The organism is Nakamurella alba (assembly GCF_009707545.1).
GTDB lineage: Bacteria > Actinomycetota > Actinomycetes > Mycobacteriales > Nakamurellaceae > Nakamurella > Nakamurella alba.
Genome location: NZ_WLYK01000001.1, coordinates 1,418,918 through 1,442,846 on the forward strand (window position 1 = coordinate 1,418,918; position 23,929 = coordinate 1,442,846).

At 70.5% G+C, this 23,929-nt stretch carries 21 protein-coding genes and 2 tRNA genes; 13 read left to right on the forward strand and 10 right to left on the reverse strand.

Annotated elements, in window-relative coordinates; translation table 11 throughout:
* Positions 1-2: 2 nt before the first annotated feature.
* Positions 3-743: an acetolactate decarboxylase gene (gene budA, locus GIS00_RS06380; RefSeq protein ID WP_196073145.1), complete on the reverse strand. Its 741-nt coding sequence runs from the start codon at positions 741-743 to the stop codon at positions 3-5.
* A gap of 146 nt (positions 744-889) precedes the next feature.
* Here budA and GIS00_RS06385 point away from each other — a divergent pair, with 146 nt between their 5' ends.
* Both GIS00_RS06385 and GIS00_RS06390 read left to right on the forward strand, forming a co-directional pair.
* The gene (locus GIS00_RS06385) at positions 890-1,447 is read left to right on the forward strand and encodes a TetR/AcrR family transcriptional regulator (protein WP_154767401.1); all 558 of its coding nucleotides are present in this window, start codon (positions 890-892) and stop codon (positions 1,445-1,447) included.
* 107 nt (positions 1,448-1,554) lie between these two features.
* A complete protein-coding gene (locus tag GIS00_RS06390; protein ID WP_322097588.1) occupies positions 1,555-3,213 on the forward strand; it encodes a CocE/NonD family hydrolase in 1,659 nt (552 codons plus the stop codon).
* Here the strand turns inward: GIS00_RS06390 and GIS00_RS06395 are convergent.
* Together GIS00_RS06395 and GIS00_RS06400 are read right to left on the reverse strand one after the other, a co-directional pair.
* Complete coding sequence (locus GIS00_RS06395) at positions 3,167-4,291, reverse strand: TDT family transporter (protein ID WP_322097589.1); 1,125 nt, start codon at positions 4,289-4,291, stop codon at positions 3,167-3,169. The two genes, GIS00_RS06390 and GIS00_RS06395, sit on opposite strands and share 47 nt — an antisense overlap.
* Before the next feature lie 105 nt (positions 4,292-4,396).
* Complete coding sequence (locus GIS00_RS06400) at positions 4,397-5,326, reverse strand: LysR substrate-binding domain-containing protein (protein WP_322097591.1); 930 nt, start codon at positions 5,324-5,326, stop codon at positions 4,397-4,399.
* Positions 5,327-5,470: 144 nt separating this feature from the next.
* Between GIS00_RS06400 and GIS00_RS06405 the strand changes: the two genes are divergently transcribed.
* From GIS00_RS06405 to GIS00_RS06415, 3 genes are all read left to right on the forward strand, one after another.
* On the forward strand, positions 5,471-7,189 hold the full coding sequence (locus GIS00_RS06405) for a CocE/NonD family hydrolase (protein ID WP_154767402.1): 1,719 nt from the start codon (positions 5,471-5,473) through the stop codon (positions 7,187-7,189).
* Positions 7,190-7,491: 302 nt separating this feature from the next.
* Entirely contained in the window at positions 7,492-9,297 is a 1,806-nt protein-coding gene (locus GIS00_RS06410; protein ID WP_196073146.1) for a VWD domain-containing protein, read from the forward strand.
* A 181-nt stretch (positions 9,298-9,478) separates the two neighbouring features.
* Positions 9,479-10,408, forward strand: a complete 930-nt coding sequence (locus GIS00_RS06415) for an aminoglycoside phosphotransferase family protein (RefSeq protein WP_322097592.1) — start codon at positions 9,479-9,481, stop codon at positions 10,406-10,408.
* 22 nt (positions 10,409-10,430) lie between these two features.
* On the opposite strand, the gene GIS00_RS06420 is transcribed toward GIS00_RS06415, so the two are convergent.
* From GIS00_RS06420 to GIS00_RS06430, 3 genes are all read right to left on the reverse strand, one after another.
* The gene (locus GIS00_RS06420; RefSeq protein ID WP_154767404.1) at positions 10,431-10,856 is read right to left on the reverse strand and encodes a hypothetical protein; all 426 of its coding nucleotides are present in this window, start codon (positions 10,854-10,856) and stop codon (positions 10,431-10,433) included.
* Between the two features lie 266 nt (positions 10,857-11,122).
* Positions 11,123-11,195: transfer RNA gene (locus GIS00_RS06425), tRNA-Asn, on the reverse strand.
* A 72-nt stretch (positions 11,196-11,267) separates the two neighbouring features.
* On the reverse strand, positions 11,268-11,915 hold the full coding sequence (locus tag GIS00_RS06430) for a TetR/AcrR family transcriptional regulator C-terminal domain-containing protein (protein WP_154767405.1): 648 nt from the start codon (positions 11,913-11,915) through the stop codon (positions 11,268-11,270).
* Positions 11,916-12,004: 89 nt separating this feature from the next.
* Between GIS00_RS06430 and GIS00_RS06435 the strand changes: the two genes are divergently transcribed.
* Positions 12,005-12,949, forward strand: coding sequence for a quinone oxidoreductase family protein (locus GIS00_RS06435; protein WP_154767406.1), 945 nt, complete (start codon positions 12,005-12,007; stop codon positions 12,947-12,949).
* Positions 12,950-13,017: 68 nt separating this feature from the next.
* Here the strand turns inward: GIS00_RS06435 and GIS00_RS06440 are convergent, their stop codons facing one another.
* Complete coding sequence (locus GIS00_RS06440; RefSeq protein WP_154767407.1) at positions 13,018-13,635, reverse strand: hypothetical protein; 618 nt, start codon at positions 13,633-13,635, stop codon at positions 13,018-13,020.
* Between the two features lie 111 nt (positions 13,636-13,746).
* Positions 13,747-16,680 carry an AfsR/SARP family transcriptional regulator gene (locus GIS00_RS06445; protein WP_154767408.1) on the reverse strand — a complete coding sequence of 978 codons (2,934 nt, stop codon included), beginning with the start codon at positions 16,678-16,680 and terminating at the stop codon, positions 13,747-13,749.
* Between the two features lie 133 nt (positions 16,681-16,813).
* Here GIS00_RS06445 and GIS00_RS06450 point away from each other — a divergent pair.
* The 3 genes from GIS00_RS06450 to GIS00_RS06460 all read left to right on the forward strand — a co-directional run bounded on the left by GIS00_RS06450 (position 16,814) and on the right by GIS00_RS06460 (position 19,650).
* Positions 16,814-16,887, forward strand: a tRNA-Ile gene (locus tag GIS00_RS06450).
* Between the two features lie 235 nt (positions 16,888-17,122).
* The gene (locus GIS00_RS06455) at positions 17,123-17,410 is read left to right on the forward strand and encodes a hypothetical protein (RefSeq protein ID WP_154767409.1); all 288 of its coding nucleotides are present in this window, start codon (positions 17,123-17,125) and stop codon (positions 17,408-17,410) included.
* A 206-nt stretch (positions 17,411-17,616) separates the two neighbouring features.
* A complete protein-coding gene (locus GIS00_RS06460) occupies positions 17,617-19,650 on the forward strand; it encodes an acyltransferase family protein (protein WP_154767410.1) in 2,034 nt (677 codons plus the stop codon).
* Here GIS00_RS06460 and GIS00_RS06465 read toward each other — a convergent pair.
* Positions 19,608-20,567 (reverse strand): LysR family transcriptional regulator, encoded by a 960-nt coding sequence (locus tag GIS00_RS06465; protein WP_154767411.1) that lies wholly within the window; start codon positions 20,565-20,567, stop codon positions 19,608-19,610. The two genes, GIS00_RS06460 and GIS00_RS06465, sit on opposite strands and share 43 nt — an antisense overlap.
* A 72-nt stretch (positions 20,568-20,639) precedes the next feature.
* Here GIS00_RS06465 and GIS00_RS06470 point away from each other — a divergent pair, with 72 nt between their 5' ends.
* Together GIS00_RS06470 and GIS00_RS06475 are read left to right on the forward strand one after the other, a co-directional pair.
* Entirely contained in the window at positions 20,640-20,777 is a 138-nt protein-coding gene (locus GIS00_RS06470) for a hypothetical protein (RefSeq protein WP_154767412.1), read from the forward strand.
* Positions 20,778-21,166: 389 nt separating this feature from the next.
* A complete protein-coding gene (locus GIS00_RS06475) occupies positions 21,167-21,658 on the forward strand; it encodes a DUF3145 domain-containing protein (RefSeq protein ID WP_322097593.1) in 492 nt (163 codons plus the stop codon).
* Between the two features lie 9 nt (positions 21,659-21,667).
* Here the strand turns inward: GIS00_RS06475 and GIS00_RS06480 are convergent, their stop codons facing one another.
* The gene (locus GIS00_RS06480; protein WP_154767413.1) at positions 21,668-22,159 is read right to left on the reverse strand and encodes a hypothetical protein; all 492 of its coding nucleotides are present in this window, start codon (positions 22,157-22,159) and stop codon (positions 21,668-21,670) included.
* Between GIS00_RS06480 and GIS00_RS06485 the strand changes: the two genes are divergently transcribed.
* Both GIS00_RS06485 and GIS00_RS06490 read left to right on the forward strand, forming a co-directional pair.
* Positions 22,125-23,219, forward strand: coding sequence for a glycoside hydrolase family 3 protein (locus tag GIS00_RS06485; RefSeq protein WP_154767414.1), 1,095 nt, complete (start codon positions 22,125-22,127; stop codon positions 23,217-23,219). The genes GIS00_RS06480 and GIS00_RS06485 overlap by 35 nt on opposite strands.
* Positions 23,220-23,272: 53 nt before the next feature.
* Positions 23,273-23,926, forward strand: a complete 654-nt coding sequence (locus GIS00_RS06490; RefSeq protein WP_154767415.1) for an SDR family oxidoreductase — start codon at positions 23,273-23,275, stop codon at positions 23,924-23,926.
* Positions 23,927-23,929: the final 3 nt, after the last annotated feature.

Here is a 23,929-nt window from a genome sequence, read left to right on the forward strand (position 1 = left end):
GATCAGCCTTCGGTCTGTCGCTGTTCCTGCTCCAGCCGGTCCAGATGCAGGTCGGCGGAGAGGAAGTCGGCGGACTCCGGCAGGATCAGGTGCAGTTGGGTGATGGGGGAGATCGACACCCGACCCTCCGAGAGCACCAGGTCGAGGACGTGGCCACCGCGGGCCCGGGCGTCGTCGACGTAGTGCAGGTGGTAACCGACCACCGAGATGCCGGCCTCGAACTTCGGGGTCCGGAAGCCGACGACGGTGCCGGTGGTCGCCGTCAACGACGACTCCGTCTGGTGCGCGGTGACCTCGACGAACGGCACGTACGGCTGGTGCTGCTCGCTGACGGTCCGGGTGCGGACCGCGGTGAAGGTGCCGTCGACACGGACCGCGACAGAAGCGTTCTCGCCGCCGGAGGCGGCATCGATCCGCGCCTCCAGGGCGTCGAGGGTCATCGGCCCGGTGACGTCGAAGGCAATCCGATCGTGGAAGCGGGTGACGGCGGCGAACGGCGTGTGCGCGGCGCCGTCGGCCGGGGTGACCGTGCCGTCGCTGCGCAGGTGATGGCAGACGCCGTCGAGGACCACCATCTCGCCGTCGAGATGGTTGAAGGTGCCCAGCCCGAAGTCGCCGTGCCGCAGCAACTGCTCGACGGTGACGTCTCCGTCGTAGATCCCGGCGAGAAGCGCTGCGAAGGTCGAGGTCTGGTACACCGAATAGTCGTCGCGGTGGTCGACCTGCAGCTCTGTTGATGTCATTGCGCCATCCAACACCGTGCGTACCGCCGGGCCGATGTGACCACCCGTTGCGGAGGGCGACATCCGGCTGACTCCTTGACAGGTGCAGAGGACATCCTGCAGCCTTGGTAGGTCGACCAACCAGAGAGCGAGCCAAAGGGGAGTGCATGACGGACAAGCGCTCCGACATCGTCGCAGCGTCCGTCGAACTGGTGCAGCAGGACGGCCTTGCCGGGTTGACCCAGCCCCGGGTGGCCCGGCGGATCGGGCTGCGGCAGAGCCACATCACGTACTACTTCCCGACGCGGGACGACCTGGTGGCGGCCGTGGCTGCGTCGGCCGTGGAGCGACGGATCGGGGCTCTCGCCCGGATGCTCTCGGCGCCGACGGTCGAGGAGAAGATCGGCGTGCTGGTCTCTGTGCTGCTCGATCCCGGGCAGACCCGGGTACTGCTCGCGCTCACCCAGATCGCGGACACCACGCCCGAGCTGCGGTCGCACTTCGGGGCCCTCGCCGCCGGTATCGGACCGATCGCCGCCGATCTGCTGTCGGCCGCAGGTGCCGAGGTCTCGGCCGAGGCGATCGCGCTCCTGCAGACCACCTCGACCGGGTTGGCCGTCGTCGCCCTGGCCAACGGCGCAGGCGACGAACGCACCACCATCCTGCTTCTCCACCGACTCGTGCACTCCTTCCCTTCCCGACAGACGGACAAGGACCCGACGTGATCCGACTCAAGCCCTCCACCGCCGGCCGCCAGTACGCGGGGTGGACCCCCGACAGCGTGGCCATGTCCGGACTCGGAAGCAGAACGCTTGCCGATCAACGTATCCCGGTGGACGGTGACATCACACTGCATGCGGACGTGTACGTGCCGAAGGTCGACGGGCGCTACCCGGCGGTGGTGTCGTTCGGCGCGTACTCGACGGAGCTGCACACCGCCGGTGCACCGACCGGCAGCAACGAGATCGGTTCCCCACCGGTGTTCACCGACCGGGGGTACTGCCCGGTGATCGTCGAGCGCCGCGGCATGGGCCGCTCCGGTGGCGAGCAGGGCCCGTTCTTCGGGGTGCAGGACATCGACGACCACGAGGCGGTGATCGCCTGGGCGGCCGGTCAGCCGTGGTGCAACGGCGAGGTGGTGCTGTTCGGCACCTCCTACTACGGCATGACCCAGCCGATGGTCGCCGCACGTCGTCCACCGGCGCTGAAGGCATTCTTCGCCAACGAGATCTGCACCGATCCGTACCGGCACATCATCAACTTCGGCGGAGTGCCCGGGCTCTACTTCATGGATCTGTGGATGGGGGCCAACTTCACCGAGAAGATGCAGGATCTGCGGGTCAGCCCGCAGAAGCGTGCGCTGCTCAGCCATCTCACCAACGGCCCGATGCACCCGCTGCTGGAGAAGGTGGTGCACCGCAAGGTCGACGACCTCTTCACCCACTTCATGTCGGCCACGCCGGTCGAGTCGGTGCGGCGCACCTTCGTGGACTGGGTGTTCGACGCGAAGACGAGGGAGGCGGGTCTGGTGGCCGAAGGTGTCGGTGACCATCTCGGCCACATCGATGTGCCCTTCGTGGTGGTGCAGAACCTGGGTTACTTCAACCTGCACCAGTTCGGCAGCTACGAACTCTTCGAAAAGGCCGGGACCCCGGCGGACCGGAAATGGATGATCCTCGGGCCCGCGGAGTACCTGCTCCCGGTGTACTCCTGGCAGGAGGAGGCATTGGCGTTCTTCGACCACGTCCTGCGATCCACCGACAACGGCTACGACGGACAGGCGCCCGTTCGCTTCTGGGTCGAGGGTGCCGAGACCTTCGACACCTCGGCGACGTTCCCCCCGCCGTCCGCGCGGATGCAGCGGCTGTACCTGGCGTCCGGAGGCGTGTTGAGCGATGTCGAGCCGGAGGCCGGCAGCGACAGCTGGATCGGGATCCCGATCGGGCTGCCGGTGATCGGTGGTCTGGATGAGATCGAGCACCAGCTTCTGACCTTCGAACTACCGGTGGAGGACGACACCGAGCTGGCCGGTGCGGTCACCGCCGACCTGACGTTCAGCTGCAACGAGATCGACTCGTACGTCATCGCCCGACTGTCCAGGATCGATGCCGAAGGGATCCGGCACCACCTGTCGATGGGTGCCGTCCGGCCGACCGCGGCGTCGGCGGACCCCGGGCGGGGCAGCTCTGTCGAGATCGCCCACGACACCGGGAGGCGTCAGGCGTTGACACCCGGCGAGCCGGTGCACCTGCGGTTCAGCCTGACTCCGGTCCCGGTGCGACTGCAGGCCGGTGATCGACTCCGACTGGACGTCGGGAGCCGTTCGGATCTGCTCCGTCAGAGCCCGGCCGACGGGTACGTCCAGTTCGATCTGCCGGTTCCGCCCTACCTCTGCCGCAACACCCTGCACTTCGGCGGTGCCAGCTGGATCGAGGTGGACCGGATCAGGCCGGCCCGGGCAGCGAACCTCTCCACGCGCCCCGGGCGGTGATGATGGCGACCGTCGCCCACGCGCCGAGCAGGACGACGTACAGCACCACGGCCAGCCCGTGCACGACGGTGGATCCGGCGGTCGTCCCGAGGGCCGATGCGCCGGTGACGCAGGTACCGACCGGGAAGGTGAAGCTCCACCAGGTGAGCGAGAAGCGCAGGCCGCGCCGCCCGGCGTGCACCGTCAGCGCGATCGCCAGGGCGAACATCAGGGCGCCGAAGCCGCCCATCACCATCCCGAACACCAGGCCGAAGATTCGCAGGCCGCCGGCGTACGGAGCGGGCAGGACGTCGCCGGCACCGGCGCCGAGGAGGTTGGCCGCGGTGACGGACTGGCCAATCATGCCGAGGGTGATCCACACCGTCGGCGCCGCCTGCAGCGCCGGCAGACCGCCGTGGACGAGTCGCGAATAGATCATCGTGATCGTGATCATCCCGAGCAGCAGGCTCATCCCGAACATCGCGTAGCAGGCGATGAGCAGCGTCAACCGGGCCTGCCCGGCCGGGACGTGCGGCAGCAGCAGGGCTCCGGTGGATGCCGAGACCATTGGCGGGACGATCGGCATGAGCCAGGCGGGGAGCGCCACGGCCTTCGCGTGGTCATGGCGGGTGATCATCCGGAACGGCACCCACAGACTGGTGCCCAGCCCGATGATCGTCCCGGTGGTCCACAGCGCGAGGTCGACCACCACGGCGGCGTGCAGGCCGATGACGTCCCGGCCGACGAGCAGGGTGCCGGCCCCGACGGTGAGGATCGCCATCGGCAGGGCGCCGTAGAACTGGACCATCACCGGGTGCCGGGCATATCCGCGAGCGTTGTCGGGGTGCCGTCGCCAGTGCAGCAGGAAGGCCGTGCCGATGGTCGCCAGCATCAGCACGGCCAGCACCCAGATGGCCAGGGTGAACGCCCGCAGCGGCCCAGGATGCCAGGGGAGGCCGGCCGCTGCGTTGGCGACGATGCCCGTGCCCATCACCGCGGCGAACCAGTTCGGGGTGATGTGCTCGAACACCCGCGCGGTGTCGGGCCGCTCGCGGAGCCGGGCCGGCTGGTGCGGGCGGGCGATGGTCGGGGTGCTCACCCTTCGACCCTGCCCGCGACCGGCCGTGCGGCGCTACGTGAGCGTGCCTGTGAGGTGACAAGGTCACCTTGTATCAAGACGGACTTGTACGAACTCACCCCGGTGTCAGGCAGTCGGTCGACGGGATCCGAGGTGGGCGACCAGGTCGCGCGCCACTCCTGCCGGTGGCGCGCTGCCGCCAACCCAGGCAGCTCGGAGCGCCCGCCGGAGATCAACGCCCGGCAGGGGGATCTCGACCAGGCGACCGGCTCTGACGTCCTCATCCACCGCGAGCCGGCTGAGCACGGCCGGTCCGGCGCCGGCCGCGACCGCGGCCCGCACCGCCGTGGTGGAGGACAACGACATCAGCGCGGGCCGGAGTCGGAACCCCGGCCCTTCCACCCGGCGGAGTGCGTGCAGCAGGGCCTCCCTGGTGCCGGACCCGGTCTCCCGGGAGACGATGGCGGTGTCGGCGAGCAGGTGGGCGTCGAGGACGAATCCGCGCCGGGTCCAGGGGTGACCGGGCGGAACGACGACGACCAGTTCGTCCCGCGCGACGGTCCGGCTCCGCACATCGGTGAGGACGCCGGGCTTCTCGACGAAACCGAGATCGACCTCACCGGCGCGGAGGAGTTCGAGGACCTGGTCGCTGTTGGTCGCCACCACCTGGATCTCGGGGTTCGGCCGGCCGGGTGACCGGACGCCGACCAGCCAGCCGGGCAGCAGGTGCTCGGCGATGGTGAGGCTCGCGGCGATCCTGATGTGGGCCTGACCGTCGTCCCGCAGCGTGGCCAAACCGGAGTCCAGCTCCGCCGCCACGTCCAGCAGCCGGTGGGCCCACTCCGCGACGGTGCTGCCGGCCTTCGTCATGGAGATCCCCTGGCGGGTGCGCAATATCAGCGGCACACCGACCAACGACTCGAGGCCGGCGACGCGGGCCGAGACCGCCTGCTGGCTCACCCCGAGAGCCTTGGCCGCCGCGTTGAGGCTCGGCGAGCGGGCGACCGTGACCAGCACCTGCAGTGCGGTCAGCTCCGGCATGCGGCTGCTGAGCACGGCGCCTCCCGGGTCGGTGATCGAACCCGGCCAGGTTACAAGGGGGTCTTGTCGGCAGAACCGCGACCTGTCTGGGGTCCGAACGTCCGGAAGAACCCCTGGTGAAACACTCCTTTGCGCCCCCCACGCCCAGGAGGAGTTGACATGACCAGGTCGGCCGATGCCCCGATCAGCCCGTCGACGAGTGTGATGTCCCCCGAGCGACCCTGGCGACGACCCGGCGCCGCGCGGTACGCCATGGCCCGACTCCGTGGTCTTCGACGGCCGCAGGTCACCGTGTACGAGGCACCCCGGGTGGTCGTCGACAACGACCTGCCGATCCCGACCCGCGACGGAACCGTGCTGCGCGCCAACGTCTACCGTCCGCAGGGCGCGGGTCCCTGGCCGGTCATCGTCTGCGCGCACCCCTACGGCAAGGACAACCTGCCGGCCCGCGGTCGGAACGGTTGGAGGCTGCCCCCGCAGTACCGGATGATGCGGCAGACGTCCCCGGTGCGGATCTCGCAGTACACCAGTTGGGAAGCCCCGGACCCGGCCTACTGGACCGACCACGGCTACGTGGTGGTCAACGCCGACCTCCGCGGCTCCGGTACCTCCGAAGGTGTCGGCACACTCCTGTCCGCGCAGGAGGGCCGGGATGTCGCCGACATCATCCAGTGGGCGTCCGAGCAGCCCTGGAGCACCGGCTCCGTCGGCATGATCGGCGTCTCCTACCTGGCGATCACCCAGTACTCCGGCGCCGCCGAACGTCCGGACGCGTTGCGGTGCATCGTGCCCTGGGAAGGTTTCACCGACCCCTACCGGGATCTGATGCGACCCGGCGGCGTCCGGGAGAACGGTTTCCTGAAGTTGTGGACCGCCCTGATGACGGCGTCCGAGACGGTCAACCTCGAGAAGGCCGCCCGCATCCATCCGACCCGCGACGACTGGTGGACATCGCTCGTCCGCGACATCAGCAACATCCAGGTGCCGGTGCTGCTGTGCACGTCGTTCTCGGACAACAACCTGCACAGTCGTGGCACCTTCCGTGCGTTCGAAACCGTCAGCAGCACAGACCGTTTCGCGTGGACTCACCGATCGGGGAAGTGGTCCACTTTCTACTCCGACGAGGCGAAGGAGGCACAACTCGCGTTCTTCGACCACTTCCTTGCGGACCGGGCACCCCGACCCGACCTGCCGGCGGTGCGCCTGGAGGTCAGGGACAGCCGCGACACCGTCACCGTCGTCCGCCGCGAGGACGCCTGGCCACTGGCCCGCACCCTGTGGACCCCTTGGTACCTCGACAACGGCAGGCTGGGCGACCACCCGTCGACGCACGCCGGAACCGCGCGCTTCGACCTGCGCCGCCAAGGACTGTCCTTCCGGCGCACGCTCGGACGCGACCTGGAACTGACCGGTGCGATGGCACTGCGCATCTGGATCGAACTCGACGGCACCACCGACGCCGATCTGTACGTCGGCGTCGAGAAGTGGCGCAACGGCAGGTATGTGCCCTTCGAGGGCTCGTACGGATTCGGTCGCGATCGGGTCACGACCGGGTGGCAGCGGGTCTCGATGCGCGAGCTCGACGAAGAGAAGTCGCGTCCCGGGCGTCCGGAGCACACGTTCGACCGCCCGCAGCCGATGACCACCGGAGAGGTGGTCCCCGTCGACGTCGCCCTCGGGCCTTCGGCGACCAGCTTCCGCTCGGGTGACGAGATCCGTCTTGTCATCGCCGGTCGTTGGCTGTGGCCGTCGAATCCGTTGACCGGGCAGTTCCCCGCCCACTACGCCCGCGGTCCTCGCGGTCGTGCGACCCTGCACTGGGGACCCGAACGTCCGGCTGCGCTCACCGTGCCGGTCATCCCGAGCTCGGAATTCTGAGCCAGGGGAGCGGAGCGTCACCCTTCGGAGTTGCTCGGATGCGGTGAGCAGTTCCTCCTTCCGGGGAACGATCGAGATCGCAAAGGTATGTAAAAGAGACAAACCACGCGCTATCTTCTGCGCCGGGGGAGTGAGGCCGCCATGGATCGGCCCCTGGTACCAGCGGTGATGGAAGCAGCCTGTCACCGGCTCCACGGAAGAGGCCACGTCGGGGTGCCCTGCGTTCGAGGGTCATGCCGGGGTGGGACGGCCGCGGTCTCTTCTGCCATCTGCCGTCGACGTCAGAACCGGAGAGAGAACACGTGTCAGTACCGAAGAGCATTCGCGCACGGGCGAAGTGGGCCGCGGTCCCGCTCGCGATCGGCGCCCTGATGGTCGCGGGTCTGCCCATGGCATCGGCCGGGGCCCCCGCGGACGAGTTGACCCGATCGCCGTGGCAGATGTTCATCGAGCCGCAGCCGCACGGCGCGACCCAGTTCAAGAGCAGCGTGAACGGCGACCGGGGATTCTTCGAGGAGTCCAAGGTCCCGGCCGCATCCGAGTCGGGCTGGCGCGCGGCTCCGGACCCGGACACCATCGGTTTCGACGGCTCGGTGACCGCAGACGACGGCAAGACCTACGGCGGCGGGGACGGGTCCCGCCTCAAGGACTTCGAGTGCCTGCAGGCCGTGGACTACACCTACTTCCAGACGTTCGTGAACGTGCCGGCCGGCACCACCGTCAAGGAGTTCGAGATCTCCTTCGGCGTCGTCGACGACGCCGCGCTGATCACCATCTACAACGACACCAACCCTGACGGCCGGGTGGTCGACAACAGCTACGTCAAGCTGGGGGAGTCCGCGTCCAAGAACCTGGCCTCCGAGATCACCACGGGCGAGAACCGTGTGGTGATCACCCAACTCGACGACTGCGCCCCGGGCAACAACATCACCGCCGAGGTCAGGCTCAACGGCGAGTCCGTCGTCGTGGACTCCACCCCCAGCGCACCGACCAGCGCCCCGGTGCCCCCGGATGCCGACGTGGTGCCCAATGCCCGCGGCGACGTGCACATTCGCACCCCCGACGGGCTGAAGTACGACTTCCAGGAGGTCGGGGACTACGAACTCGTGCGCTCCTCCTCCGGTGACCTGATCGTGCAGGCCCGGCAGATCACCTACCCGAAGAAGCCCAGCGTCTCGATCAACGGGGCCGGCGCGGTCTACGCGGCCGGTGACACACTGGTCTTCACCGCCACCCCGGAGCGCGGGCTGACCATCAACGGCACGGCCACCGACCTGCCCACAGCCGACACCACGCTGCCGGGCGGGTCGCAGCTGTACGTCAGCGCGGCCAACGACTACACGATCGTGCTGCCGAACGGGGACACGGGCGTTCGCATCGTCGTCCAGCAGGGGTACGTCGATATCGGCGTCGCCAAGCTGGGCGGCAGCCAGACCTACGCCGGGCTGCTCGGCAACCTCGACGGCGACCCCAGTAACGACCTGACCCCGCGCACCGGTGACCCGCTCACCCCGCCGGCCACCGTCGAGCAGCTGCGAACCTTCGGCGACACCTGGCGCGTCCCGACCGCGGATTCCCTCTTCGACACCGCGCACCCGGAGGGCGAGAACGCCACCCAGGAAGAAGAACCGCAGACCATCGCCGACCTCGAGCCGGCCGCCGTCCAGGCAGCGACCGCCACCTGCGAGGGTGCCGGAGTGACCGATCAGGTCGCCCAGCAGGACTGCGTCTACGACGTCGCCGCCACCGGTGACGAGGCGTTCGTCGCCAGCGCCGTCGCCTACCAGGAAGCGGTCGAGGCCGCCCCCGAGCCGGTCACCGTGGTGGAGGCCGTCGAGACCTCCTCCGCGGCACCGTCGTCCTCGGCGGCCCCGTCCTCCGCGGCGCCGACGGCATCGTCCTCCGCGGCATCCTCGGCGGCTTCGTCGCCGGCATCGTCCTCCGCCGCGGCGACCACGTCGGCGTCCGCGACCGACAGCGCCGCTACCGCCGACAGTGACAGCGGATTCCCGATCTGGGCGATCATCCTGATCGTCGTGGTCGTCATCGTGGTGATCGTCGTCATCGTCCTGATGTCGCGCCGACGCTCCTCGTCCACCCGCGCCTGACCTGATCACTGACCGGCACCGCCTCGCTTCCACCGGGAAGCGGGGCGGTGCTCGGTCTTCGACAGGTGGCAGCCCGATCCCTCTCTCGCGTAACAGGTTTGGGTTCGCGTCAGCGACGTGCACCCGTCTGTCCCCACCACAAACCGGTTGTGCAGGATGTGGAGCCTTCGATAGTGAGTGTGTGAGCGCCACACCTCCGGCTCGGGCCGACATCCCGCCGGATAACCAGGTCATCTCTCTTCTTCTCCGTGAGCATGCGCCTCATCTCGGCGAGATGTCGATACGGCCGAGCCTGTCGTTCGGAAGCAGCAATTGGGTGTTCCGGATCGGGGAGGCTCTCGCCATTCGACTGCCCCGCTCTGACGACTACGTCAAGGACCTATTGAACGAGGTCCGCTGGATGCCCTACCTCGGGCCACATCTCACGGCCCCCATCCCCGAGGTTGTCGCTTCGGGCCCGCCGAGCAAGGCATTGCCGCGGCCATGGGCGATCCTGTCGTGGCTACCCGGCACACTCCCACTTGCGTTGGGCGCCGCGCAGCAAGCTCTCCTGGCGGAGTCCCTGGGTGGTTTCCTGCAGAGTCTGCACGCGGTCTCCACCACGGATATTCCAGCCGGCCCGGAGCGCTGGGGTTACCGCTGCGGCGAGCCGGTCACCGATCTGATCGACGGCTGGGCCGCTCACGCAGCCGATCAACTGGCGGACCTGTTCGACCCGACCAAGGTCCGTGAGGCATGGCGACGCCTGCGCGATGTACCCGCCGCCACCGACGCGCCCTGCTGGGTGCACACCGACCTGTCCGAGGAGAATCTGCTCACGCACCACGACGGCACCCTCGCCGGCGTGATCGACTTCGGTGGCATCGGCGTCGGCGATCGTTCCGTGGACATGCTCTATGCCTGGAGCCTTTTCGACGGTCCGGCCCGTGAACTGTTCCGAGTGGCATCGGGAGCCGACGCCGGCACCTGGAGCCGCGCTCGTGCCTGGGCTTTCGTCGGCCCGGGGCTGCTCACCATCGCGAACTATCGACACACCATGCCCGCCTGGGTGGCGCGACTGACTGCGATGGTCGAGAGGGCCGCGGCCGAAGTGGACATCCGACTCCGGTGACGCCCGCGCCCCTTCCGCGGGATCAGGTGGTGCTCCGCAGTCGCTGGGTCGGGGGTAGATCGACGGTGATGACGACGGTGCCGACAGGGGCCCGGTCGATGGTGATCGGGAACTTCCGGGCTCTGGGGTAGATGACCAGTCCGGCTTGCAGGCCGTCGGTGGCGAGCGCGACCTGGGTGGTGATGGCGTCGGCGATGGGGAAGTCGACCCGGGCGCCGATGGAGCAGTCGTCGGTGAGGATCAGGGTGAGGGTGCCGTCGGGCAGCTGGCTGATGGTCTCAGGTTCGGTGAAGGGGCCGTGGGCGGCCGAGCCGACGGCGGAGGTCTGGCTGAAGGTGGTGCCGCAGACCTCGATGGGGGCTGCTTCGCTGCCGTCCACGCCGCAGGCCGAGCACAGGGCCATCAGGGCCACACCGAGCAGGGCGCGGTGCCTGTGGGTCGTGGTCATGCGGCCTCCTCCCTCCCGGGTGCCCGTTCGAGGATGGCAGGTCGCAATGCCCGCGGACGGTAACGGGTTCCTTCGCGCTGCGAAGTTCATCGAAGGGTCGCTGTATGTTCGGTGCGCGGCCAGTGCGGGGGCGCCCCGATCGGTCTCCCGATCCGGTCGGACCCGTCCCCGCGCGCCGGGTCCACCACTCCTCGGTGGACCCGGCGCGTCCGTGCACGAAAAAGGCCCGGACTTCAGGTCCGGGCCTTCGTGGTGCTACTGGTCAGCTCCCCCGACTGGACTCGAACCAGTAACCGTCCGATTAACAGTCGGATGCTCTGCCAATTGAGCTACGGAGGAATGCACACCCCAGCTGCCTGCGGTGCCGGAACAGAATAGCCCACCTGCCGGGTGGTGGGACAAACCGGCTGGTCAGGCCCGTTCCGTGGCGTGGATGCGGGCGGCGAGACCGTCCAGCAGCAGGTCGAGGCCGAAGTCGAAGCGGGGTTGGGCGGCGCCGAAGAGGTGCTCGCCGGCGGCCGCGGCCAGCTCGGAGTCGGTCCGGGCGGCGCGCCGGTCCGGGTCGAACCGTTCATCCCGCTTGCCGGGCGACGGCTCCACCGCCTGCTCCTCGATGGTGAACCCGACGACGAAGCAGTAGACCGTGTGGAACGCCCAGGTGGCCGAGCGCAGGTCGAGGCCGGCGTCGATCAACACCCCCAGCGGCACATCGGATCTCCCTATCAATGCATCGTCGGTGAGGTAGGTGCCACTGAACACCTTTGCGCCGTCGCGGCGTCCCCGCATCATTCCGTGCAGGCCGCGCGCGGCGCCCTCGAGGAAGGCCCGCCATCCGCTCCCGCTCGGGGCGAAGTCGTCCGGCACCGTCGCCATCAGATCGCGCAGCATGGTCGTCGCCATCTCGTCGAGCAGCGCGGCCTTGGAGTCGAAGTGCCAGTAGAGCGCAGGTGCCTTGACCCCGAGCCGGGTCGCCAGTTCCCGCAGGGTCAGACCGTCGAGACCGACCTCGTCCAGCTGCTCGAGGGCGGTCCGGACGATCTGCTCGCGGTCCAGGGCCATGGGGGCATCGTGCCATGTCGCTCTTGACATCCGACTGCGTCGAGCGTCTCCTTAACGTTGTTCAATTGAACGACGTTAAGGAGAATGGGATGCGCGCGTTGGTCGTGAAGGACGTCGGGGCGTCGCCGGTGGTGGCGGACTTCGCGGAGCCGGACCCCGGTCCGGACGAGATCGTGGTCGAGATGCTCGCTGCCGGCGTGCATCCCATCGTCCGGATGATCGCGGCGGGTCGGCATTACGGGTCGCATGCCGAGCTGCCCTTCGTGCCCGGGGTGGACGGGATCGGCCGGCTGCCCGACGGCACCGTCGCCTACGTCGGCTTCGCGCGGGCGCCCTGGGGGACGCTGTGCGAGCGCACGGTGATCCCGGCCGGCTGGTCGATCCCGTTGCCGGCCGGGGCGGACCCGGTGGTGGTCGCGGCGACGATGAACCCGCTCGCCGCGGTCTGGATGGCGTTGGTGCACCGGGCGGCGCTGAAGTCGGGGGAGCGGCTGCTGGTGCTCGGTGCCACCGGGGCCAGTGGCCGGCTGGCGGTGCAGCTGGCGGCCGGGATGGGCGCCGGCGAGGTGGTGGCTGTGGGTCGGAATCCGGCGGTGCTGGAGCAACTCGGTGCGGCGCCGGGTGTGACTGCGGTGTCACTGTCCGACACCGACCGTCTGGCAGGGGTTCTCGGCGAGCAGGGTGTCGATGTGGTGCTGGACTACCTCTGGGGACCGCCGGCCGAGACGGTCATCGGGCTGCTCACCCGGACCGGACTCACGCACCACGCGACCGGGACGCGGTGGGTACAGGTGGGCGAGATGGCCGGCTCCCGCATGACTCTCGACGCCACGCCGCTCCGGTCGTCCGGATTGACGTTGCTGGGGTCCGGAGCCGGGTCGGTGGATCCGCGGGTGGTGGCCGGTGCGATCCCGGAGTTGCTCGGGATGGTGGCGAGCGGTTCGGTGGCCGCGGAGCTGCGCGCGGTGCCGCTGGCGGACGCCGGAACCGCCTGGGATCTCGAGGATCCCAGGCGGCTGGTGGTCACGTTCTGAAGTTCGTGCAGACGCACCGATCCGGCCGGGCCCGAGGCCTCGGCCGGATCGGCGGTTCCCACCCCGGGTCAGAGCTGGAGGTAGTTCGCGCCGACCAGGCAGAAGCGCGTGCCGTCGCAGCGGTAGTCACCGGACCGGTCGTACGCGATGCCCCAGGATCCGAGGTGCCGGCTGCCGGAACCCCAGCTGAAGCCGACCCGCACCTGGTAGTAGCCGGCGTGACGAACGGGGAAGGTCTGCGATCCGAAGGTGACCCCGGTGTACCCGCCGGAGATCGTTCCGTACCCGGAGGTCGTGGTGTAGATCGCCCAGGCGGAACCCGTCCAGCGGTAGATGTTGACAGACTTCGTGACGGTCTGCGCTCCTGCGGCCGCGGACGACCGGCGGGCGGTGTACTGCGGCACCACGATCGCCGAGGTGGTGACGGAGGTGCCAACCGCGCCGGCCACTCGGGTGTAGGAGCCCCAGACCGGAGCGATGGCGTCGAGGGTGCCCGGGACGCCCGACCGGTTGTAGGTGTACGCCTGGGCATCGCCGGCACCGACGGTGGCGAGGCCACCGAACATCGCCGCGACGAGGGCGAAGACCGCGACCAGGCGGCGCCAGACGGAGAGGCTCCGGACAGCGGGCGTGGCATCGGAGCTGTTGGACTCGGTGTCGTTCTGGATCAGGGCGGTGGTGGTCATGGCGGGCTCCTGGTGGGCTGGCCGGTCCGGGGTGGACCTGATGACCTGAACTCTCGCCGGGAGCGCTGAAGAACCGCTGAAAGGATCTCTTCAGCGCTGATTCGCGCGGATTCAGGCCTTGTGGTCGGCCAGGATGCGGTCGATCAGTCGCTGCGGGTTCGCGGCGCCGACGGCCAGCAGGCGGTCGTTCGCCTCGCCGCCGAGCACGGACTCGGTGGCCACCCGGGACTGCTCGACCACCGGGGGCTGACGGTCGCGGACGTCCTGCATGCCGATGTCGCGCAGCACCTGGTCGGCGGCGCCCCACAGGGTCGCCGCCTCCTCGTGCCGGCCCAGGCAGGCGGTCGCCGCGGCCATCACACCGAGGGCGTCGCCGACGGTGAACGCATCCGGGAACCGCTCGGCGGTCAGGGCCAGCAACTCCGTGGTGTGCCCGACGGCCGCGGTCCAGCGGTCCGTGGCCAGCAGCCCGACGGAGCGGAAGAGCAGCACCCGGCAGAGCTGTGTACCCGGTGGGAAGGAGGCCGCCAGCTCGAAGGCCTCCTCGATCAGCACCCACGACTCGTCGGTACGGCCGAGGTGCAGCAACTCCTCCGACGCCGCGAGCAGCAGCATGAGCAGGTCGTGCCGGTCTCCCGACGCCCGGGCATCGGTGATGCCCTCCATCGCCACCGCATGCGCGGTGAGCCGGTCGCCGGCGTGCGAGGCCGCGAACCCGACGAAATCCCTTGCCAGCGCGATCAGTTCGGCGTTGCCCGAGGCAGCGGCCAGCACCCGCGCCTGCTGCCCGCAGCGAGCCGCCTCCTGGTGGTCCTGGCCCTGGATCGCCGCGACCGCGCCGAGCGAGCACCAGCCGTTGACCAGCACCCGGTCCGGGGCGAGATCCAGTGCGGCGGCCTCGGCCAGACCGCGCCGCAGCACCTCGGCCCCCGAGGTCCGGTTCACGTAGATCGCCTGGGTTCCGGCGAGAACAGTCATCCGGACCCGGATGTCGTCCGAGAGGCCGACCCGATCGGCGAGCAGCTCGCTCCACCGGCAGCCTTCGGCGAGCCGGGACATCAGCAGCCAGTACCGGTGTGTCAGCAGGAGGACCGCTCCGGCCCGCTCCGCCGCCGGACCTGTTGCCCGGGTCAGCACGGAGGTCAGGGCATCGTGCCAGTCCTCCATCGTGCCCGCCGCGGTCACGGATTCCGGGCCGACCATCGCCGGACCGCAGGTCGCGGCGACATCCTCCACCGCCGCCAGGAGATCGTCGAGATCCTCGTCCCGGCCGTCGATCTCGCGCAGATGCGAGCGCACCGGCGGGATCAGCCGGTACCGGCCGGTGTCGGACAGCTCGAGCAGCTGCGCGGCGACGGCGGTGTCCAGCGCGTCCAGCGGATCGCCGGGATCCTCGCCCTTCGCACCGAGCGCCTCGGCCAGTTCCAGGGGCACCCAGCCGTCGACGACGCTGAGCCGGCGCAGCAGCTCACGGGCGGGATGGTCCAGGGTGCCGAGCGCGCCCTCGATGACCAGTCGGAGGGAGTGCTGGCGCGCCGGCATCGTCGAGCCGGTGACGTCGATCAGCGAGACCGCCGCCCGCTTCGTGCGTTCCAGCAGCTGTGCCGGGGTCAGCGAGCGGACCCGTTCGGCGGCGAGTCCGATGCCCAGCGGGATCCCGCCCAGGGACTCGCAGAGCTCCGCCGCCACCGCCGGGTCGACCGAGGTCAACTGCGGCCGCACCCGGGCGACGTGCATCAGGAACAGGTCGACCGCGGACGCGGCCGCGAGCGGCGGCACCGGCAGCATGTACTCGGAGCGGTTCTGCAGGGCACAGCGCGACGTGGTCACCACGACAAGTCCGGGCGCCGCGGCGAGCACCGACTCGACGACCTGCGCGGCATCGACGAGCTGCTCGACGTTGTCGGCGATCAGCACCGCGGGGGAGTCGCCGATGGCCGTGCCGATGGCCGTCAGCGGATCGTCGGCGTCGGAGATGCCCCACGCCCTGGCGATCCGGTCGGTCGCGAGTTCGGCGTCCAGCACGCCGTCCAGTTCGGCGACCACGACCCGGGTGCCGTCCGCCTCCAGGCGGTGGGCCAGACCCAGCGCCAGTGTGGTCTTGCCGATCCCACCCATGCCCACGAGGTTCACGTGCCGCTGTCCGGTGCCGATGCGTCCGACGAGGTCGTCGAGGATCTCCGACCGCCCGGTGAAGCCGGCAGGCAGCGGCGGCAGCGGGATCCTCGGTGTCGCAGCCGGTTCCGATTCCGGCGCCGGATCCGACGGAGCGGGCGGTTCCGGTTCCGGCACCGTGCCGGCGAGGATCTGCGCCTCGAGGGTGACCAGGTCCGCGCCCGGGTCGAGCCCGAGTTCGTCGGCCAGGGTGCGCCGGGCAGACCGGAGGGTGTCCAGGGCGGCGGACTGTCTGCCCGCCCGGTGGTGTGCGGTCGCCAGCAGCGCCCACGCCCGTTCGTCGAACGGGTGGTCGGCGACCAGTCGTTCGCCGGATGCCACCGCGTCCTCCGCCCGCCCCAGCCGCAACAGGGCGTCGATGAGATCCAGCCGCGCGCCGAGCATGGTGGAGGCCAGAGGCACCCGGGCCGGCCCGACGTAGGGGACGTCGTCCATCCCGGCGAACGGGGTGCCGCGCCAGAGAGCGACCGCCTCGGTCAGCCGGTCCACCGATCGGGCGGGTTCACCGGTGCGGAGCGCCACCCGGCCGGCGGCACATGCGGCCTCGAAGTCCACCCCGTCCACCGCCAACGGTCCGGCGGCGAGCAGGTAGGCGTCCCCGGTGCGGGTCACGTCGGCGCCGAGCGGTCGCAGTGCCTTCCGGAGGGCGGACACGTAGACCTGCACCGTGTTGCGTGCGGTGGCCGGAGGGTCCTCGCCCCAGACTGCGTCGATGATCTCCGACGTGGTGCTGGGCCGGGGGTGACGCAGCGCCAGCCAGCCGAGCACCGCCCGCTGCCGGAGACCGCCGAGCGGGACGTCGGAGCCGTCCGCGGCCGTGATCACCACGGGTCCCAGCAGGGCCAGGCGCGCCCGCGCCGTCGATGCCACCGTTCCTCACCCCCGCCCGCGGTCCCACCGGCACGCCCTGCCTCGTGTCCGGATTGTCGCAGTTCCCGGCGTCGGGCGCGAGGGATGTGGCGCCGGTTCGACTAGGGTTCGCGACGGGGTCGACGACCCCAGCGGGGCGGTAGCTCAGTCGGTCAGAGCAGCGGACTCATAATCCGCCAGTCGTGGGTTCGAGCCCCACCCGCCCCACCCCGCACCGCAGGTCCTGGTGTCCGCCCCCGAATCCACCATTCGTGGGAGTGTGACCGACTGGTCACGTCCTGTCGCATTCGCGGCGAGAGAGCTATCGTGGTAACAGCAGTCGAATCCAGGCTGCGACCTGCAGTGCTGCAGAAGGATGAGCCCGATGGTTCGACAGACCGATTCCCTGCTCCCGTCACAAGGTTCCCCCGGACGCCCCGCGGGGCGGCAGACCGCTCGCGCTGTGCAACAGGACGCCGGCGCCGGCGCGGTGGACTGGACCGTGAGCCGGGACAGCTCCGACTTCTTCGAGGGATCGGTGTTCGTGGTCGCCGAGGACGGGCAGCAGCTCGGGTCGGCGACCTGCGACGCTCCGGGCGACGACGCCGCGGACCGGGCATTGGCCGAACTCGGCTGGACCCGGCTCGGGGACTGGACGCCCGACGAGTACGGGCGGCCGGCGGCCGTCGTCACCAGGTCGGAGGTCGTGGTGATCACCCTGCCGCCGCAGTCCGTCCCCGGTCAGGGCTGACCTCCGCACCGCTCCGCACGTCGCTCCCTCCCGCCGACCGGGTGATTCCGGCGTGTCGCCCGCGGAAGGCGCGCGCCGTCTTGCCCCTCTGTGAACAACACCCGTAGCGTCAGCCACATCCCGATGACCGACGACCACCCTCACCGGTGGCGGATGTGACGTGCGTGCCCTCACCGGCACGAGTAGGTGTGTGGAGTGACAGCGCAGTGACCCGTTCCCCCCGGATCAAGGGCTATGCCCGCGGCCTCGACGGGATCAGGGCCATCGCAGTGCTCGGAGTGGTCCTGTACCACGCGGGCGTGCCGTTCCTGCCGGGCGGATTCCTCGGTGTCGATCTCTTCTTCGTGGTCTCCGGCTACCTGGTCACCGCTCTGCTGCAGCGCGAGCACGACCGCACCGGCCGGATCGACCTGCGCGGGTTCTGGCTCAGGCGGGCCCGGAGGCTGCTGCCCGCGCTGTTGCTGATGTTGCTCGTGGTCTGCGCGGCGACGCTGGCCTGCGGCCGCGATCTCGGTGCCGGCCTGCGCTGGCAGCTCGCCGGGGCGCTGACCTTCTCCAGCAACTGGCTGCAGATCGCCAACGGCTCCTCGTATCTCGAGACGATGGAACCCGCACTGCTGACCCATCTCTGGTCGCTCGCGGTGGAGGAGCAGTTCTACCTGCTGTGGCCACTGGCGGTGTTGTTCCTGCTGACGGTGGTGAAGGCCCGCCGCAGCCGGGCGGCCCTCGCCGTGCTCGTCGCACTGGCCTCCGCGGCCGCGATGTTCGCCGGTTACCGGACCGGCACCGACCCGACCCGGATCTACGCGGCCACCGATACGCACGGGTTCGGCCTGCTGCTCGGTGCCGCGCTGGCGCTGGCCCGCCCGGCCAGCGAGCTCGATCCGGTCCGCGGTGCCCGTCGCCGCGGCCGCGGGACCGACCTGCTCGGGTTCGCGAGCCTGGCCGTGGTGCTCGGCGGGATGGTCGTGCTCGACCTGGAGAACCCCTGGACCTACCGCGGCGGTCTCCTGCTGGTCAGCCTCGCGGCCGTCGGCCTCGTCGCGGTGACCATCCGCGGGTCCGGTCCGGTGGCGAAGCTGCTCGGATCCCGGGTGTTGCGTCCGGTCGGTGAGCGGTCCTACTCGCTCTACCTCTGGCACTGGCCGGCGGTGGTGATGGCCGATCGCATCCTGGCCGTCGACCTCGGCCGGCCGCTCGCCGCTGCCGTCGGGGTGGTGGCGGCGGTGCTGGCCACCGAGATCACCTTCCGGCTCGTCGAGCGGCCGATCCGCCGGTTCGGGTTCCGCGGCTACCTCCGCGCGGCCCGCCGGGTGCTGCTGCGGCGCGGCCGGGTCCGCCCGGTCCGCCGGTCCATGGCCTGGTTCGCGGCCACCTGCCTCGGGGTGGTCACGGTGACCGCGGCCTGCGGGGTCGTGGCCGCGCCGGCCCGGTCCGGGCTGGAGATCCAACTGGCAGCGGGGGAGCAGGCACTCGCCGAGGCATCTGCTGCCGCGCAGGCCTCCACGTCCGCCACGACAGTGCCGTCGACCACTGCGACCCCGTCAACCACTCCTGCGTCGACGACCCCGACGACCGCCACGCAGCAGCCGACGCCGACGACGACAGCGAAGCCGACGACCCCGACGCCGTCGACCTCGAAGCCCACGACCCCGACGCCGACGACCTCGAAGCCGACGACCTCGAAGCCGACGACCTCGACGCCGACGAGCCCGAAGCCCACGACCACGCAGCAGCCGAAGCCGCCGAAGAACACCCCGCCGCCGCCGGAGGTGCCGGGGGACCGGATCGCGATGATCGGCGACTCGGTGATGCTGGCGGCGGCGCCGTCACTGCTGTCCCGGATGCCCGGGGCGTCGATCGACGCGGTCGTCTCCCGGCAGATCTGGGACCTGCCCGGGCTGCTGCCCGGGGGCGCGCAGGACCGGCCCTACGTGGTGATCGGACTGGGCACCAACGGCACCGAGCCGGCACAGACCCTGGTCGACGCGCTCGGTGCGCTCCCGGAGTCGACGGTGGTGGTGCTGGTGACCACCTTCGGGCCGCAGGAGTGGCAGGACGACGCGAACGCGCAGATCGCCGCCGCCGCCTCGACGCGGGCGCACACCTGTGTGGCCGACTGGCGCGCTGCGATCGAGGGGAAGAAGGACCTGTTGGCGGCCGACGGCATCCATCCCGGCCCGGAGGCCGGCGGGATCTACGCGGACCTGGTGGCGTCCACGCTGCGCAACTGCCACTGATCCGAGCTGGCCTCCAGCGCCACCCGGTGCAGCACCTCCAGCAGCGGGGCGATGTGCGGCTGCCGTTCGGTGCCGGCGCGGTACTGCAGCCCGAGCCGGCGGACCGGCGCGTGCGGCCCGGAGATCGGCTTGATCACCACATGGGCGGTCGGCAGCGAGTGGCCGGCCAGCCGCGGGATCACGCCGACACCGGCGCCGGCCGCGATCAGCGCCAGCACACCGGTGAAGTCGTCGGCGTGGTGCCGGACCCTGGGGGAGAAGCCGGTGCGCGCGCAGGCGGCGACGGCGATCTTCCAGCACGGCGTGCCGGGGACGTTGAGGATCCAGTTCTCCTCGGCCAGGTCGTCGAGCGACACCTCGTCGGAGCCCTGGGCGAGCGGATGGTCGGCAGGCAGGGCGATGTCGAGCTTGTCGTCCATCAACCGGGACACAGCGATCCGCGGATCCTCCTCGTTCACCGACCCCTCGATGCCGGTCAGCGTGACTGCGACGTCGACCGCGCGGGCCATCAGGGCGTCGGTCGCGCCCTCCGGCTGGGTCTCCCGGATGTGCACCTCGAGTCGCGAGTCCCGGGCCAGGTCGGCCATCGCCGGGACAGCCAGTGCGCTGATCGCGGTGGCGAAGGCACCCAGCCGCACGGTGCCGGCATCGCCGCGGCGGAAGGCAGCCAGATCCGCCTCGGCATGTTCCAGGTGCGAGAACACCTGATGGGCGTGGCTGAGCAGCAGTTGCGCCGCCGCGGTGAGCCGCACCCGGCGGCCGTCCGGCTCCAGCATCGGCACCCCGGCCTCCTTGGACAGGGCGGCCAGTTGCTGGGACACGGCGGACGGCGTGAGATGCACCGCGGCGGCGGTGGCGGCGATGGTGCCGCAGCGGTCGAGCTCGCGGAGCAGCTGGAGGCGACGCACATCGATCATGCAGCGGATCTTACGCATATCCATCGCAATAAACAGATGGACGCGTGGATAAAACGGGCACATCCTTATCGCATGACACTCCTCATCGTCCTGTTCCTGCTGGTGGCGCTCGCTGTGGCAGCGCCCTTCCTGGGTCGCGACTCGCGTCCGACCGGCTTCGCCAAGTGGGGTGACCAGTCCGCGGATCGCGGCCCCGTCGCCCGCTGGTGAATCCCTGTTGCTGTCCCCGCACGACCCCGGCTCCGCTACGCGACCAGCACAACCCCGCACCACCAATCCACCCGCACCCGACCACCCACCCACACGGCCGGGCCCCGGATGACCCAGCAGCCCGCAGGCTGACCGTCGCCAGGGCCCGGCCGTTCTCGTTCCCTGGCCCGACAACGATCCGTACCCGGGCTGGCGCAACACGGCCCTCGCGGGGCACACTGTCCTCAGAAGTGTGATAGAGCACCACAGATTCACAAGCTGCACTACAGTCACTAGAGTCACAGCAGAACGACTGGAGTGACAGGAGGACACCGCATACATCGCACCACTGCTCGTCCTGAAGAGATCCGCGTTGGGGAAGACGTCCGGAGATCGAAAAGGAGGCAGTCGTGGTGACTCGTGGAGTGGTGTTCGTGCACTCGGCGCCCGCGGCGGTCTGTCCGCACGTCGAGTGGGCCATCGCCGGTGTGATCGGCGATCGGGTGTCCCTGTCGTGGACCCCGCAGCCGGCACAGCCGGGGACCTTGCGTGCCGAGGTGTCCTGGAAGGGCGACGCCGGCACCGGCGGCAAGCTGGCGACAGCGCTGCGCGCCTGGCCGATGGTCAGGTTCGAGGTGACCGAGGACGCCAGCGCCGGATCCGACGGCGAACGCATCTGTCATCTCCCCGAGCGCGGCATCTGGCGTACCGCCGTGTCCGCCAACGGCGACGTGATGATCGGTGAGGACCAGCTCCGCTCCATCCTGGACAAGGCCACCAGCCTCGACGGTCTGCGGCACGACCTCGGTCGTGCCCTCGGCATCGACCTCGACGAGGAACTGGAGCCGTTCCGCCGCGCCGGCGACGGCACCCCCGTCACCTGGCTGCACCAGGTCGGCTGACCCGTCCCGTCACCGCACCCGACACCGCGACACGGCGGCTGACCTGCGGGGTTTGAAAGGCCGTCGGCAGCTCGACCATGCTGGACCGGTGCCGTTGCCCCTGTCCTCCCGTGCCCGCTCCGGTGTCCGTCGCCGTTCCGTTGCCGTCGCCGTGGGCCTGACCACGGCACTGCTGATCACCGCCGGGTGCTCGGGCGCCACCGACCAGGCCGACGTCACCGTCACCGTCACCACCGCCGTCGCCAGCAGTACGAGCGCAGCGCCGACGACGAGTTCGTCCCGGCCGACGGCGTCCTCGGCGTCGTCAGCACCCTCCGCAGCTTCTTCAGTGCCCTCTGCCACCAGCCGGAGCACCTCCTTGGCCGCGCCGAGCTCCTCCGCGTCGAGCGCCCCTGCACCGCCCACGACGCCGCAGGCCTTCGTCACGAAGCAGGACCAGGCGGCCGCCGCCACCCGAGTCGCGAAGATGACCGACGCGGAACTGGCCGGCGCGGTGATCATGGCGTCGTCCGCCGACGCGGTCGGCACCGACGCCGTGCAGCGGCTGCACCTGGGCGGGGTGATCCTGATGGGCAGCCAGGGGATCGTCGACGGCACCGACGGCGGCACCCCGGAGCAGGTCGCCGCGGTCACCGCAGCCTTGCAGCAGCAGTCGCCGGACCTGCCGGTGCTGGTCGGTACCGACCAGGAGTACGGCGACGTCACCCGGCTGGTCAACGGGTTCACCGAGTTCCCCGGCGCCTCCACGCTCGCGGACATGGGCGACACCGCCACGGCCACCGCGCTCACCGAGCAGATCGCCGCCGCGGCCGCCCAGGAGATGCTCGCGGTCGGGATCACCGTCGACTTCGCCCCCGATGCCGACGTGCTGCCGGACGACGGCAGCCCTTCGTCGATCGGCGATCGCTCCTACGGCTCGGACCCGGAGCGGGTGGGCGCCTTCGTCGCCGCGGCGGTGAAGGGCTACCAGTCGGCCGGGCTCGCCGCCTCGCTCAAGCACTTCCCGGGCATCGGCGGCATCGCCGCGGACACCCACCAGAGCCTGCCCGAGCTCGGGGTCAGCTGCGAGACCTGGAACGCCGTCGGTGCGGTGCCGATGCGGGCCGGGGTGGACGCCGGTGTCGCCATGGTGATGACCGGGCACGTCACGCTGCCTGCCATCGGCGAGGACACCGTGCCGACCAGCCTGTCCGCCGGCGCGGTGACCGACCTGCTGAAGGGGAAGGGCAGCGACGGCTGCGAAGGTCTCGGGTTCACCGGGATCACCGTGACCGACTCCCTCCAGATGGCGCCGGTGGCCAACTCCTTCGCCTCCGGATCGGCCGCCGTCCAGGCGCTGCTGGCCGGGCAGGACCTGCTGCTGATGCCGGTGGACCCGGCCGCCGCGGTCACCGGCATCGTCGCCGCGCTGGCCTCCGGGGACCTGCCCCGGGAGCGCCTGGTGGACGCCGCCACCCGCGTCACCGCGCTGCGGGTCGCCACCGCCGATGTCACCCGTCCCTCGATGGACGTCATCGACAGCCAGGAGCACCGGGACCTGGCCGCGCAGGTGTGGGGCTGATCCACCCGACCCGACCCGGCCCGGCCGCGGCCCCCGGGGTTAGCGTGGACCGCATGGACGTTCTCGTGATCGGCGGCCACGGCAAGGTCGCCCTCCTGCTCGCGCAGCAGCTCACCGCCCGCGGCGACACCGTCTCCTCGGTGATCCGCAATCCCGACCACGCCGACGATGTCGCGGCGGCCGGGGCGACACCGCTGGTGCTGGACATCGAGTCGGCGAACCCGGAGCAGCTGGCGGCGGTCATCGCCGACCACGACGCGACGGTCTTCAGCGCGGGGGCCGGCGGCGGCAACCCGGAGCGCACCTACGCCGTGGACCGGGATGCGGCGATCCGCTGCATGGATGCCGCCGACCGCCCGGGGGTGCCGAGATTCGTGCTGGTGTCGTACTTCGGCGCCGGCCCGGAGCACGGCGTGCCCGCCGACAACCCGTTCCACCACTATGCCGAGGCCAAGGCGGCGGCCGACACCTACCTACGACACTCCCGGCTGGACTGGGTGATCGTCGGGCCGAGTGCGCTCACCCTCGACCCCGGCACCGGTCGGATCGCCACCCGGGAGCAGGGCGCGACCGGAACCTCGGTCAGCCGCGAGGATGTCGCCGCGGTGATCGCCGCAGTGCTGGCCACGCCGTCGATCTCGGACCGGATGATCGAGTTCGACACCGGTGACACGCCGATCGACGAAGCGCTGCAGCAACTCCCGTAGCGC